At 63.1% G+C, this 12,767-nt stretch carries 11 protein-coding genes and 1 pseudogene; 2 read left to right on the top strand and 10 right to left on the bottom strand.

Annotation, left to right across the window (positions count from 1 at the left end; translation table 11 throughout):
• Positions 1-137: 137 nt before the first annotated feature.
• From INT12_RS10035 to kdpF, 6 genes are all read right to left on the bottom strand, one after another.
• Positions 138-827 carry a response regulator gene (locus INT12_RS10035; RefSeq protein ID WP_026140251.1) on the bottom strand — a complete coding sequence of 230 codons (690 nt, stop codon included), beginning with the start codon at positions 825-827 and terminating at the stop codon, positions 138-140.
• A gap of 37 nt (positions 828-864) precedes the next feature.
• The gene (locus tag INT12_RS10030) at positions 865-3,516 is read right to left on the bottom strand and encodes a sensor histidine kinase (protein WP_193040758.1); all 2,652 of its coding nucleotides are present in this window, start codon (positions 3,514-3,516) and stop codon (positions 865-867) included.
• A gap of 106 nt (positions 3,517-3,622) precedes the next feature.
• Positions 3,623-4,168, bottom strand: a complete 546-nt coding sequence (kdpC, locus tag INT12_RS10025; RefSeq protein ID WP_026140252.1) for a potassium-transporting ATPase subunit KdpC — start codon at positions 4,166-4,168, stop codon at positions 3,623-3,625.
• Between the two features lie 67 nt (positions 4,169-4,235).
• Positions 4,236-6,293, bottom strand: coding sequence for a potassium-transporting ATPase subunit KdpB (kdpB, locus tag INT12_RS10020; RefSeq protein ID WP_169885185.1), 2,058 nt, complete (start codon positions 6,291-6,293; stop codon positions 4,236-4,238).
• A gap of 19 nt (positions 6,294-6,312) precedes the next feature.
• Positions 6,313-8,013: a potassium-transporting ATPase subunit KdpA gene (gene kdpA, locus INT12_RS10015; RefSeq protein WP_169885188.1), complete on the bottom strand. Its 1,701-nt coding sequence runs from the start codon at positions 8,011-8,013 to the stop codon at positions 6,313-6,315.
• 9 nt (positions 8,014-8,022) lie between these two features.
• On the bottom strand, positions 8,023-8,112 hold the full coding sequence (kdpF, locus tag INT12_RS10010; RefSeq protein WP_003218754.1) for a K(+)-transporting ATPase subunit F: 90 nt from the start codon (positions 8,110-8,112) through the stop codon (positions 8,023-8,025).
• 412 nt (positions 8,113-8,524) lie between these two features.
• On the opposite strand from kdpF, the gene eat reads away from it, so the two are divergent.
• Positions 8,525-9,889, top strand: a complete 1,365-nt coding sequence (gene eat, locus INT12_RS10005) for an ethanolamine permease (RefSeq protein WP_017848825.1) — start codon at positions 8,525-8,527, stop codon at positions 9,887-9,889.
• Between the two features lie 110 nt (positions 9,890-9,999).
• Positions 10,000-10,167, top strand: a complete 168-nt coding sequence (locus INT12_RS10000) for a DUF2897 family protein (RefSeq protein WP_193058839.1) — start codon at positions 10,000-10,002, stop codon at positions 10,165-10,167.
• A gap of 65 nt (positions 10,168-10,232) precedes the next feature.
• On the opposite strand, the gene INT12_RS09995 is transcribed toward INT12_RS10000, so the two are convergent.
• From INT12_RS09995 to INT12_RS09980, 4 genes and pseudogenes are all read right to left on the bottom strand, one after another.
• Entirely contained in the window at positions 10,233-11,081 is an 849-nt protein-coding gene (locus tag INT12_RS09995) for an urea carboxylase-associated family protein (protein WP_046384258.1), read from the bottom strand.
• A gap of 15 nt (positions 11,082-11,096) precedes the next feature.
• Positions 11,097-11,741, bottom strand: a complete 645-nt coding sequence (locus tag INT12_RS09990; protein WP_102617951.1) for a GntR family transcriptional regulator — start codon at positions 11,739-11,741, stop codon at positions 11,097-11,099.
• A gap of 178 nt (positions 11,742-11,919) precedes the next feature.
• Positions 11,920-12,252 carry a ComEA family DNA-binding protein gene (locus INT12_RS09985; RefSeq protein ID WP_102617950.1) on the bottom strand — a complete coding sequence of 111 codons (333 nt, stop codon included), beginning with the start codon at positions 12,250-12,252 and terminating at the stop codon, positions 11,920-11,922.
• Positions 12,253-12,391: 139 nt separating this feature from the next.
• Positions 12,392-12,739, bottom strand: a pseudogene (locus INT12_RS09980) (transposase); the annotation flags it as partial.
• Positions 12,740-12,767 lie beyond the last annotated feature (28 nt).

Genomic DNA, 12,767 nt, shown 5'->3' with positions numbered 1-12,767 from the left:
GTGGCTGGGGGCCTCATCGGGGGCAAGTCGAATCGTCGCACCGCCCCTCCCACAGTTTGATTTGTGAACACATTTCAAAATGTGGGAGGGGGCTTGCCCCCGATGAGGCCCTGACAGCCAACGAAAATCCATCAGACCTAAGCCCCCAACAACCGATACCCCACCCCCGCCTCGGTCACGATAAACCGCGGCTGAGTCGGATCATCCGCCAGCTTCTGGCGCAGGTGGCCCACCACGATGCGCAGGTAGTGGCTGTCCTCGGTATGGGTCGGCCCCCAGATGTCCTTGAGCAGTTGTTGCTGGGTAATCACCCGCCCCGGATGTCGCGCCAGTTGCGCCAGCACCGCGTATTCCTTGCGGGTCAGCGCCACTTCGGCACCGTCCAGCAATACGCGGCGGAAGGCCAGGTCCACCGTCAGCGGGCCAAAACACAACGCCGCTTCCTGGGCTTCACCCGCTGGGGCCTGGCGCAACAAGGCGCGCACGCGGGCCAGAAACTCCTGGATGCCAAAGGGTTTGGTGACGTAATCGTTCGCGCCCCCATCCAGCGCCTCGACCTTTTGCACTTCGCTGGCGCGCACCGACAACACCAGCACCGGCACCGTCGACCACTCACGAAACTCGCGCAGCACCTGCTGGCCGTCCATGTCCGGCAAGCCGAGGTCGAGTACCAGCAAATCCGGCTTGCTCAAGGCGGCCTGGGCCAGGCCTTCGTTGCCAGTGCCGGCCTCGATCACTTTGTAGCCCTGGGAGGCCAGGCTGATGCGCAGGAATTTGCGGATCTGCGGTTCGTCGTCAATGACCAAAATCGTCGCGGTCTGGCTCATGGTGTCCAATCAAAATCCATCGAAAAAAGAGAGTAGCTCACGCCTCGCGTTCCAGGCCAGGCTGTGCGGGTAAAGGCAGGAACAGCGTGATGCAGGTACCCCGCCCGCCAATCCCATCGGCGACGCTGATATGCCCGCCATGGGCACCGACCATGCCCTGGCAGATCGCCAGGCCCAGACCGGTGCCCTGCCCGCCGCGATCGCCACGGGCAGCGGTGTAGAACATATCGAAAATCTTCGCGCGCTCGTCTTCGGGAATCCCGGGGCCCTCGTCCGCCACGGCGAAGAATAGCTGGTTATCCGACACCCCGGCGCTGACGTGCAAATGGCCCTGGGCCGGCGAGAATCGAGCGGCGTTTTCCAGCACGTTGACCAGCGCCTGCTCGATCAACGCGGCATGCACATACAGCAATGGCAGTTCAGACGGCACATCGATCCTCACCTGCAACGGCGCCAGCACCGCGCGCAAACGGCCGAGGGCGCTGCCGACGATATCACCGGGCGAGACCCAATCGCGCGCCAGCTTCAACGCGCCGTGGCCCAGGCGGGTCATGTCCAACAGGTTCTGGATATAGCGGTCGAGGCGCTCGGCTTCATCGCGGGTGCCTTCGAGCAACTCGCGGCGATCCTCCAGCGGGATGGCTTCGCCGAGTGCCAGCAGGCTGTCGATACTGCCGCGCATGGACGTCAACGGCGTGCGCAAATCGTGGGACACCGAGGCGAGCAAGGCACTGCGCAGTTGCTCGGTCTCGCCGTGCAGGCGCGCGGACTCCAGCTCCTGCGCCAATTGCGCGCGGGCCAACGCCTGGGCCAGCGGCTGGCTCAAGGCGATCAGCAAGCGACGGCGCTGGCCGCTCAGTTCCATACCGGGTTTTGCGCTGACGCCGAGCAACCCCAGCGGGCCCTCTTCGCCCGACAACGGCCACCACCACCAGCGCCCGAACGGCAGCGTGCCGGTGCCCTTACCTGCCGGCTGGTCATGCTGCCAGGCCCAGTCGGCGGCGGCGCGTTCGGCTTCGGTGAAGGTCAGCGGCCCGCCGGTCTCGACTTTCCAGGCGCCCTGGCCGTCGCGGTTGACCAGGCACAGATCCAGGTCGCTCCAGCCTTCCAGGTGATGCGCCGCCGCGCTGATCACCGCCTGGCGGTCGGTGGCGGCGGTGAGTTTGCGCGACAGGTCGAGCAGCTCGCTGGTTTCTTCCTGGGTATCGCGCAACGCCTGCAACTGCCGACGCTGGCGCGCCGCGAGGTTGCCGGTCAACGCCGCCATCAGCAGGAAGAACAACAGAGTCAGTACGTCTTCTTCACGCTGGATGGCGAAGGAGAATTTTGGCGGAATAAACAGGAAGTCATACGTCAGGAACGACAGCGCCGCGCACATCAGGGACGGCCCCAGGCTGCTGCGCACCGCCACCAGCAATACCGCCGCGAGAAACACCAGCGAGATATTCGGCAACGGCAACACACTGGCGACCGCCCAGGCCAGGGCCGCCGCGATCACCGTCGCGACCACCGCCAGCGCATAGTCGAACCACACCAGCCCGCGCACATCCGGCAGGCGCGGCGGTGCAGGTACGTCGTCGCTGTCGAGGATATTGATTTCCAGACCGCGCGCATTGCGCATCAGGCGCTCGGCCACGCCACCGCCGAACAGCCGGCGTCGCCAGTTCATCCGCGACTGCCCGACCAGCACCAGGCTGGCGCGGCGCTCGGCGGCATGCTGGATCAACGTCTTGGTCACCTCACCCGCACGCAGCAGCACCACGTCACCGCCGAGGCGTTCGGCCAGTTGCTGGGCATTTTGCAGACGCAGACGTGCTTGTTCATCGCGTGCGCGGCCGTTATCGATATGCACCAGGGTCCAGGGCAGATGGCGACGCTGGGCCACGCGGCTGGCATGGCGCACCAGGCGTTCGGCTTGTGCATCGCCGTCGACGCCGACCAGCAAGCGCCCACGCACGGCCGGCGCGGCCTGGCCGAGTTGGCGGTAACCCTGGGCCAGGTCGTCGTCGACGTGAGCCGCGGCGGTTTGCATCGCCAGCTCGCGCAGGGCCATCAGGTTGGTCTGGGTGAAAAACGCGTCGATGGCCGCACGGGCCTGTTCTGGCACATACACCTTGCCGTCGCGCAGGCGCTCCAGCAACTCGCGCGACGGCAGGTCGATCAGCAGCAGCTCATCGGCCTCCTGCAGGACCCAATCGGGCAGGGTTTCGCGCACCTGCACGCCGGTGATGCCACGCACTTGATCGTTGAGGCTTTCCAGGTGCTGGACGTTGACCGTGGTGAACACGTTGATGCCGGCGGCGAGCAGTTCCTGAATATCCTGCCAGCGCTTTTCATGGCGGCTGCCGGGCGCGTTGCTGTGGGCCAGTTCGTCCACCAGCACCAGTTGCGGCTTGGCGGCGAGCAGGCCGTCCAGGTCCATTTCCTCGAGCATCACGCCCCGGTATTCACTGCGCAGCAACGGTTGCTGCGGCAGGCCGCTGAGCAACGCTTCGGTCTCGGCGCGGCCGTGGGTTTCGACCACGCCAGCGAGCAACCTGACGCCCTGGCGCAACTGCGTGTGGGCGGCCTGGAGCATGGCGTAGGTCTTGCCCACACCCGGCGCGGCGCCCAGGAAGACTTTGAGCCGGCCACGGCCGTCCCGGGGCAGATCGGCTAACAGGGCATCGGCGCGGCCGGAGTCGCTCATGCGCGGGGGTTCCTTCAGGGGTTTATAGGGTGTCTTTCAGGGCGCTATCGCGGGCAAGCCCGCTCCCACATTTGGAATGCATTGCCCGCGATAGCGGCGCTCCTGTTTACAATTTTTCCAGGGCCATGTTCAGCGCCAGCACATTCACCACCGGCGGGCCCACCAGTGGGCTTTCGATGTGTTCATCCAGCAAGCGTTGCAGGGTGGCCACCGGCACATTCCGCGCGGCGGCTACCCGCGCCAGTTGATAGGCAATCGCCTGCGGAGGCAAGTGTGGATCAAGACCGCTGCCGGAGGTAGTCAGCGAGGCTAACGGCACCGGCCCTTGCGCGGGCACGAACTGTTTATTCGCGTCATCGAACACGCGCGTGGCCAATGCCGGGTTGCTTGGCCCCAGGTTGCTCGCGCTGCTGGACACGGTCGCGAACGCGCCTGCCGAAGGACGCGGGTGGAACCAGCTGTCGCCGGTAAAGTCCTGGGCGATCAGGCTGGAGCCGCGCACCTTGCCGCTGGCGTCGCGCACCAGGCTGCCGTTGGCCTGGTCCGGGAAGGCAACCTGGGCGACGCCGGTCACCACCAACGGGTAGGCAACGCCGGTGATCAGGGTCATGAGGACCAGCAGGCTCAGGGCCGGGCGGATGATATTGGACATTTCAAATTCCTCGATTCGGTCAGTGCAACCTGTGGCCACCGCTTTGCCGGTGCCCACAGGCCTCGGGTCAAACCAGGTGCAGCGCGGTCAGCAACATGTCGATCGCCTTGATGCCCACGAACGGCACCACAATCCCGCCCAGGCCGTAGATCAACAGGTTGCGCCGCAGCAACGCCGCCGCGCTCGCCGCCTGCACCCGCACACCGCGCAGCGCCAGGGGAATCAGCACGACGATGATCAGCGCGTTGAACACGATGGCCGAGAGGATCGCGCTCTGCGGGCTCTGCAAGTGCATCACGTTGAGCACGCCCAGTTGCGGGTAGATCGAGGCGAACAGCGCCGGCAGGATCGCGAAGTACTTGGCCACGTCGTTGGCGATGGAAAAGGTGGTCAGCGCGCCGCGGGTCACCAGCAATTCCTTGCCGATCTGCACCACGTCCAGCAGCTTGGTCGGGTCGCTGTCGAGGTCGACCATGTTGGCCGCTTCGCGGGCAGCCTGGGTGCCGTCGTTCATCGCCATGCCGACGTCCGCCTGGGCCAGCGCCGGGGCATCGTTGGCGCCGTCGCCGCACATCGCCACCAGTCGACCGTCGTTCTGTTCGTGGCGAATCCGCGCGAGTTTTTTCTCCGGGGTGGCTTCGGCCAACACGTCGTCCACGCCGGCTTCCGCAGCAATCGCGGCCGCTGTCAGCGGGTTGTCGCCGGTGACCATCACGGTGCGAATCCCCAGCTTGCGCAGCTCGGCAAACCGTTCGCGGATGCCGGGCTTGACCACGTCCTTCAGATGGATCGCACCGAGCAACTTGCCATCGACGCACACCAGCAACGGCGTGCCGCCGCTCTGGGCGATCTTGTCGACTTCCCGCGACAGGGCCGGTTGCAGGTCGCCGCGAGGCTGACCGATAAACGCCAGCAGCGAGTCCACGGCGCCTTTGCGGAATACGCGGCCCTGATAGTCGACGCCGGACAAACGGGTTTCGGCGGTGAACGGCACGGCGGTCAGTTCCGCCAGGGACGGCTCGGCCTGTGGGTGCAGGGCCCGCAGGTATTCAACGATGGATTTACCTTCTGCCGTGTCATCCGCCAGGGACGCCAGCAGCGCGCCCTCGGCCAGTTCCCGGCCGCTCACGCCCGGCGCCGCCACCACTGCCGCGCAGCGACGGTTGCCAAAGGTGATGGTGCCGGTCTTGTCCAGCAACAACACATGCACGTCCCCCGCCGCTTCCACGGCGCGACCGGACTTGGCGATCACGTTGAGGCGCACCAGGCGGTCCATGCCGGCGATACCGATGGCCGAGAGCAAGCCGCCGATGGTGGTCGGAATCAGCGTCACCAGCAGGGCGACCAGGAACACCAGGGGCAAGCTGCCATTGGCGAAGTGGGCGAACGGCTGCAGGGTCACGACCACCAGCAGGAAGATCAGGGTCAGGCCGATCAGCAGGATATCCAGCGCCACTTCGTTGGGGGTTTTCTGGCGTTTGGCGCCTTCCACCAGCGCGATCATGCGGTCCAGCGTGGACTCGCCGGGGTTGGCGGTGATGCGGATCAGCAGCCAGTCCGAGACCAGGCGCGTGTTGCCGGTGACGGCCGAGCGATCGCCGCCGGATTCGCGGATCACCGGCGCGGATTCACCGGTGATCGCCGCTTCGTTGACCGCGGCGATGCCTTCGATGACCTCGCCGTCGCCGGGGATCATTTCCCCGGCGGCGACGCGCACCACATCACCTTTGCGCAGGCTGGTGGCGGGCACGACCTTGAAGCTGCCATCGGCCTCCTTGCGCCGAGCGCTGAGGCCTTCGCTACCGGCCTTGAGGCTGTCGGCGCGGGCCTTGCCACGCCCTTCGGCCAAGGCTTCGGCGAAGTTGGCGAACAGCACGGTGAACCACAGCCACACGGCGATTTGCGCGGCGACGAAGGTCGGCACGGCGGTGTCGGGCACCAGACACAGCACGGTGGTGAGGATGGCGGTCAGTTCGACCACCAGCATCACCGGCGAGCGTTGCAGTTGCCGTGGGTCGAGCTTGACGAACGCCTGGACCAGCGCCGGGCGCCATAGCGCGGAGATCGCGGTTTTGGCGGGTTCGTGGGTTTTGACCGGGCTCGCGTTTTTTGCAGGCATGTTCATTTTCATATCCCTCGGCTCTTCATTTAAAAGCAGCCATGCTCAGGTGTTCAGCAATAGGGCCCAGTGCCAGTGTCGGCAGGAAGGTCAGGCCGCCCACCAGCAAAATGGTCACGGTCAACAGGGTCACGAACAGCGGACCATGGGTGGGGAAGCTGTTCTGGCCAATCGGTGCGGTCTTCTTCATCGCCAGGCTGCCGGCCAGGGCCAGTACCGGGAGGATGTAGCCGAAGCGACCGATCAACATGCCCAGGCCCAGCATCAGGTTGTGGAACGGCGTGTTGGCACTGAAGCCGCCGAACGCCGAACCGTTGTTGGCACTGGCCGAGGTGTAGGCATAGAGCAACTGGCTGAACCCGTGGGGGCCAGGGTTGCTGATCGCACCGGCCGGGCCGGGCAGGCTGGAAGCGAGGGCACCGAGCACCAGCACGCCGATCGGCATCACCATCAGGGTCACGACCAGCAATTGCACTTCCTTGGCCTGCAGCTTCTTGCCCAGGTATTCCGGAGTGCGGCCGATCATCAGGCCGGCGAGGAACACCGCGATCAACACGTTGAGCAACATGCCGTACATACCGGCGCCGACGCCGCCGAAGATCACTTCGCCGACCATCATGTTGACCAGTGCCACCATCCCGCTGAGGGGGCTGAGGCTGTCGTGCATGCCGTTGACCGAACCGTTGGACGCCGCGGTGGTGGTCACCGACCACAACACGGTGCCAGTGGTGCCGAAGCGCGCTTCTTTACCTTCCAGCGGCGCCGTCTGCTCAACCGCCGGGTTGTTCAAGGTCGGGTTGGGCTGGTACTCGGCCCACAGCGAGGTCGCGCCACCGATCAGGAACAGGGCCAGCATGCAAGCGAGAATCGCCCGGCTCTGACGCAGATCCTTCACGTAATGGCCGAAGGTAAACACCAGCGCCACCGGGATCAGGATGATCGCCGACACCTCGAACAGGTTGGCCCAGGCCGTCGGATTTTCAAACGGATGCGCCGAGTTCACGCCAAAGAAACCACCGCCGTTGGTGCCCAGTTGCTTGATGGCAATCTGGCTGGCTGCCGGGCCCAAAGGGATCACCTGGTCGACGCCCTGCAGGGTCACGGCATCAACGTAATGCGCGAAGGTTTGCGGCACGCCCTGCCACACCAGGAACAACGCCATCACCAGGCACAACGGCAACAGGCCGTAGAGCGTGGCGCGGGTCATGTCGACCCAGAAGTTGCCCAGGGTCTGGGTGGATTTGCGACCGATCCCACGGCACAGCGCGACCAGGACTGCCAGGCCGGTGGCCGCACTGACGAAGTTCTGCACGGTGAGGCCGGCCATCTGGCTGAGGTAGCTCAGGGACGCTTCACCGCTGTAGGACTGCCAGTTGGTGTTGGTGATGAAACTGACTGCGGTGTTGAAGGCCTGGGTCCACTCCAGGCCCGGCAACTTCTGCGGGTTCAGTGGGAAGTAGCCCTGGAACAACAGGATCGAGAACAGCAACACAAACCCGGCGAGGTTGAACGCCAGCAACGCCAGCATGTATTTCTGCCAGCTCTGTTCCTGCTGCGCGTCCACGCCCGAGAGGCGATAGCACGCGCGCTCCACGGGCCCGAGCAGCGGCGTGAGCCAAGTGCGCCGGCCTTCCATCACGTTGTAATAGAACCGCCCCAGGAACGGGGCCGGCACCAGTACCACGGCGAAGAAGGCGATGATCAGCCAATAGTCATAACTGTGCATAGCCTGCTCCTAGTTCCGATCCGCGCGTAACAGCGCAACCAGCAGATAAATGAACAGCGCCACGGCCAATAGCAGTGACACCCCGTCCAGAACGCTCATGGAAGTCTCTCCGTTTAGCGGCGAGTGCCGCGTGTGGGGCAATTGTCGGCAGGAGTGGTGTAAAGGAACGAGAGCGAGGGGCTGGGTGAGGCGTAAAGATGGCGTAAAGAGTGGGTTTATGCGGGGTTTACACCGGGGATTTCGGCGCCTGGGCGGGTGCTATCGGGGGCAAGCCCCCTCCCACAGGTTGATCGGCGCTCGGCGTGACAACTCGGTCAAGTGTGGGAGGGAGCTTGCTCCCGATAGCACCGGCACAGTCACCGCCGCACTTATCTGGTGCAGCAACAGGAAAATTCAAACGCCAAACCATCCCCCAAACGACAGTAGCGCAGCTTTACGACAATGATTCTCAGGCTGGCATGGCCGCTGCAACACCTTGAATCATTCCAACCGGTTCAGGGAGCGCAATACGATGAACACACAACTCAAACCCACCTTGGGCACCCTGCATTTGTGGGGCATCGCGGTCGGGCTGGTGATTTCCGGGGAATACTTCGGCTGGAGCTATGGCTGGGGCGTGGCCGGGACCTTGGGCTTCCTGGTGACCTCGTTGATGGTCGCCGCGATGTACACCTGCTTTATCTTCAGTTTCACCGAACTGACCACCGCCATTCCCCACGCAGGTGGGCCCTTTGCCTACAGCCGCCGCGCGTTTGGTGAAAAAGGCGGCCTGATCGCCGGCCTGGCGACCCTGATCGAATTCGTGTTCGCCCCACCCGCTATCGCCTTGGCCATCGGTGCGTATCTGAATGTGCAGTTTCCCGCACTCGATCCGAAACACGCCGCCGTCGGCGCCTACATCGTGTTCATGGGCCTGAACATCCTCGGCGTGAAACTCGCCGCCACCTTCGAACTGGTGGTGTGCGTACTCGCCGTCGCCGAACTGCTGGTGTTCATGGGCGTGGTCGCCCCCGCGTTCAGCTTCAGCAACTTCGCCCTCAATGGCTGGGCCGGCTCCGACACCTTCGGCGCCCCGGCGATTGCCGGAATGTTCGCAGCGATCCCCTTCGCCATCTGGTTCTTCCTCGCCATCGAAGGCGCGGCCATGGCGGCCGAGGAAGCGAAAGATCCCAAGCGCACCATTCCGAAAGCCTACATCAGCGGCATCCTGACCCTGGTGATCCTGGCCATGGGCGTGATGTTCTTCGCCGGCGGCGTGGGCGACTGGCGCACTCTGTCGAATATCAATGACCCGCTGCCCCAGGCGATGAAAACTGTGGTCGGTGAAAGCTCCGGCTGGCTGCACATGCTGGTGTGGATCGGCCTGTTCGGGCTGGTGGCGAGCTTCCACGGCATCATCCTTGGCTACTCGCGCCAATTCTTCGCCCTGGCTCGGGCCGGCTACCTGCCGTCGTTCCTGGCCAAGCTGTCGCGTTTTCATACACCGCACCGGGCAATCATCGCTGGCGGCGTGGTCGGTATTGCCGCCATCTACAGCGACGGTTTGATCAACCTGGGCGGCATGACCCTGACTGCAGCAATGATCACCATGGCCGTATTCGGCGCCATCGTGATGTACATCATGAGCATGCTCAGCCTGTTCAAACTGCGTAAGACCGAACCGCTGCTGGAACGCACCTTCCGCGCACCGGGCTACCCGATCGTACCGGGCATCGCGCTGGTGCTGGCGGTGGTGTGCCTGGTGGCTATGGCCTGGTTCAACGCACTGATCGGCATGATCTTCCTCGGCTTCATGGTGGTCGGCTTCATCTACTTCCAGATGACCGCGCACGACCGCGCCGCTGCACCGGCAGATGCAATGTTGACCGGGCTCTAAGGTTTTGAGGCAGAACAGGCCTACACTGAACTACTCAGAAAGCCTGTAACTCAAAGCAGTTATTACCGTGGGAAAAACCTCCCACGGCAATCTGCCTCAAGGAGAGCGTTATGCCGTGGGATGCATGGTTGATTATGGTGGTTGCGATCGGGTCGATCGTCGGCGGGCTGCTGATGCTGCGTGACAGCGCCAACAAAGTGGAACTCACCGACCAACAACGCAAACGCGTGGCCGAGCGCAATGCGCAGGCGGATGCCAAGGACTCGCAGGACCGCTGACCTGGTTTGCCCCTGTGGCGAGGGAGCTTGCTCCCGTTGGGCTGCGAAGCAGCCCCCTCCCCCGGTTACTCCCATTCCGCCTTGGCAATCTGCAAACCGTGCTGCCCTTTATAAGCAGCACGCTCCGGCTGACTCCAGCCGTTCAGCAACTCGGCTTCCAATCGATAAATCTCAACCCCCAGCGGACGACACACCGTCAGCGGGTCCTGTGCATCGGGGCCCCACATCGGCAGCGACAGATCCCCGCCCGGGCAGGTCGACAGCGCACACAACAAATCAATCTCGGCAAAAAACTCCAGGTAATCGCCCTTCTGCGCCGGACAGGCTTTCATAAAATACATGTCGTCGTGATTGAGGCCGGTGCATTGGAAGATGTTCAGCACGTCATGCACGTCGAATTCCGTCAGACCGTGAGGCAACACCGCACGGGTCAGGTTCGAGTGACAGTGATGATGGAAATCTTCACCAGTGAGCATGCGGTTCACATACGGGTCGCAGCGCGTACCGAGCAAATCATGCAGGCGCCCGCCATGCTCATCAATGCCGTAGCTGGCCAGGCTGTCATCGGTGATGGTCACCAGCGGCCGCAGGAACGGCAGGTTCGACCACAACCGGTCATGGGTGCTGACATGCGCGCCCTGCAACTGGCGCGTGCGCGCGGCCCACAGGCGTTCGCGCGGGTCGTTGGCGTTCCACACATTGAAGTCGCCCACCTGCGGCCCCACCGGCGTAGTCACACGGAACACATGCCCGGCCGGCACCTTCCACGCCCTGCCCGTGCGAATCGGCACCTCGAACTGTTCGACCAAGGTGCGTTGATCCTTGCGCTCACGGATACGCTCGTAAAACGCGGTGTCGACCTGCAACGCCGAACCTTTGCTGACCTGGTAAGCGGCTGGATAGTCTTTGTACATGGTGCGGTTCCTCGATCAAGGGAAAGTAAACAGGGCCAACGACTGCCGTTCCGAATCATCCAGGTACACGCTCATCGCCTCCCCGGCTGCCAGCTTGTTGTTATTGGCTAATAACGTGTGGATCTCAAGGTCCCGTTCCAGCCAGGGCGACTGGAAACGCTGCTCATCGGGCGCGGCGCAGAACACCAGACGCAACTGCGCAATCACCTGGGCGAAAAACTCGTCGAACAACGGGCTGCGCATCAGCCCGACAATCTGCTGATGCACCAACAGGCTGTGGGTCGCAACCGCACGCCAGTCCTCACGCTCCCGGGCCAGCGCGGTGGCCTCGATGGCGTTTTGCATACGCTCGGATTGATCCTGGGTGAACGCACCGCTCTGGGCAATGGCCTGCAATTCGAGCGTGCGGCGGACGACAAATAAATCACGCACCTCTTCGCGCTCCAACCGACGAACCACCACGCCCTTGTTGCGCACGTAGCGCGTCAACCCTTCCCGCTCCAAACGGTGCAACGCCTCACGAATCGTATTGCGCGATGCGTTATAGGCCCTGACCAGCTCGGCTTCGACCAATGCCATTCCCGGCAACAGTCGGCCACCAATGATGTCGGCACGCAGTTCCAGGGCGATCTGGTCGGCTAAGGACAAGCTGAGTGTCATCGTTACCTCACGATTGTTGAACAATCCTCCCTCTGTCAGTAGTCACTTTTCATGCCAACGCCTGCGCGATGTAAAAAGATTCAGCGTGGTAAACACGCACCGTCGAAATCGTGCGCGACGGTTTGTAAGCGCAGATCCCGGATGAAAAAAGGCCGGTCACTGACCGGCCCCTCGATGCTTACTTGATCTCTAACCTGCCACGATTCTTCTCCAGCAACGCCTTGCCGATACCCTTTACTTCCAACAACTCATCCACCGCCATGAACGGACCGTTGCTCTCGCGATAGGCGATGATTGCATTGGCCTTGGCGGCACCGATGCCGAAAAGGTCACGACGCAGGGTTTCGGCGTCGGCGGCGTTGAGGTTGACCTTGGAGGATTGTTCGGATTGGGTCATTTGGGTGGTGATGGGGCTTGGGAGTTCGGGTTTGATCGATGGGGCGGCGGTAGTGGCGGCGGAGAGAGTGGTGAGGAAGGCGAAGATTAGGGAGGTGAGGTAGGTGTTTTGCATTGGTGGGGCTCCATGACATCGGTGAGGTAGAAAAAGCAGCTTTTCCGAAGCTGCTTTTCTACGTTAGGCGATGAGGGGGAGGTGTCAAAAGTGGGGGTATTGCAAGGTATGAACAGACCGAGACTCAATTTTTTTGGGGGCCGCGAGTCTTAATGATCTTGCGCAACTGGGCGTTGATACTCTCGATGGCGTTGGTCGTGTAGATCACTTTTCGGATCGCTGGCGGGAAAACAAAAAATGGAATTACTCGATCCCAAGCACGCCGCCAAGCAGCCACCACCGTCGGATACTGCTTGCCCCACGGCCCGCTTTCAAAGGCATCCAGCGCCTGCTCAGCCGCTTCGGCGGTGACTGCCTGATAGATCGGTTTGAGTGCCTTGGCTAGTTCGCGGCGATTATCCAAGGCCGCGTAATCAAGGCTGTTGCGGATCAGATGAACAATGCATGTTTGCAAAGTTGTGTCTGGAAACACTGCGCTGAGGGCTTTCGACTTTGGCGTCGGGACGCATCATGAC

The organism is Pseudomonas sp. K8, from assembly GCF_014889455.1.
GTDB lineage: Bacteria > Pseudomonadota > Gammaproteobacteria > Pseudomonadales > Pseudomonadaceae > Aquipseudomonas > Aquipseudomonas veronii.
This window is presented reverse-complemented; position numbering and strand designations above follow the sequence as displayed.

Bases quoted from the DNA above. Each gene is read 5' to 3' on its own strand.
- kdpC (WP_026140252.1), bottom strand. From the start codon at position 4,168: ATGTCCAATATCATCCGCCCGGCCCTGAGCCTGCTGGTCCTCATGACC.
- kdpF (WP_003218754.1), bottom strand. From the start codon at position 8,112: ATGAGCGTTCTGGACGGGGTGTCACTGCTATTGGCCGTGGCGCTGTTC.
- INT12_RS10000 (WP_193058839.1), top strand. From the start codon at position 10,000: ATGCCGTGGGATGCATGGTTGATTATGGTGGTTGCGATCGGGTCGATC.
- kdpB (WP_169885185.1), bottom strand. From the start codon at position 6,293: ATGAACATGCCTGCAAAAAACGCGAGCCCGGTCAAAACCCACGAACCC.
- INT12_RS10035 (WP_026140251.1), bottom strand. From the start codon at position 827: ATGAGCCAGACCGCGACGATTTTGGTCATTGACGACGAACCGCAGATC.
- INT12_RS09995 (WP_046384258.1), bottom strand. From the start codon at position 11,081: ATGTACAAAGACTATCCAGCCGCTTACCAGGTCAGCAAAGGTTCGGCG.
- INT12_RS09985 (WP_102617950.1), bottom strand. From the start codon at position 12,252: ATGCAAAACACCTACCTCACCTCCCTAATCTTCGCCTTCCTCACCACT.
- INT12_RS09990 (WP_102617951.1), bottom strand. From the start codon at position 11,741: ATGACACTCAGCTTGTCCTTAGCCGACCAGATCGCCCTGGAACTGCGT.
- kdpA (WP_169885188.1), bottom strand. From the start codon at position 8,013: ATGCACAGTTATGACTATTGGCTGATCATCGCCTTCTTCGCCGTGGTA.
- eat (WP_017848825.1), top strand. From the start codon at position 8,525: ATGAACACACAACTCAAACCCACCTTGGGCACCCTGCATTTGTGGGGC.
- INT12_RS10030 (WP_193040758.1), bottom strand. From the start codon at position 3,516: ATGAGCGACTCCGGCCGCGCCGATGCCCTGTTAGCCGATCTGCCCCGG.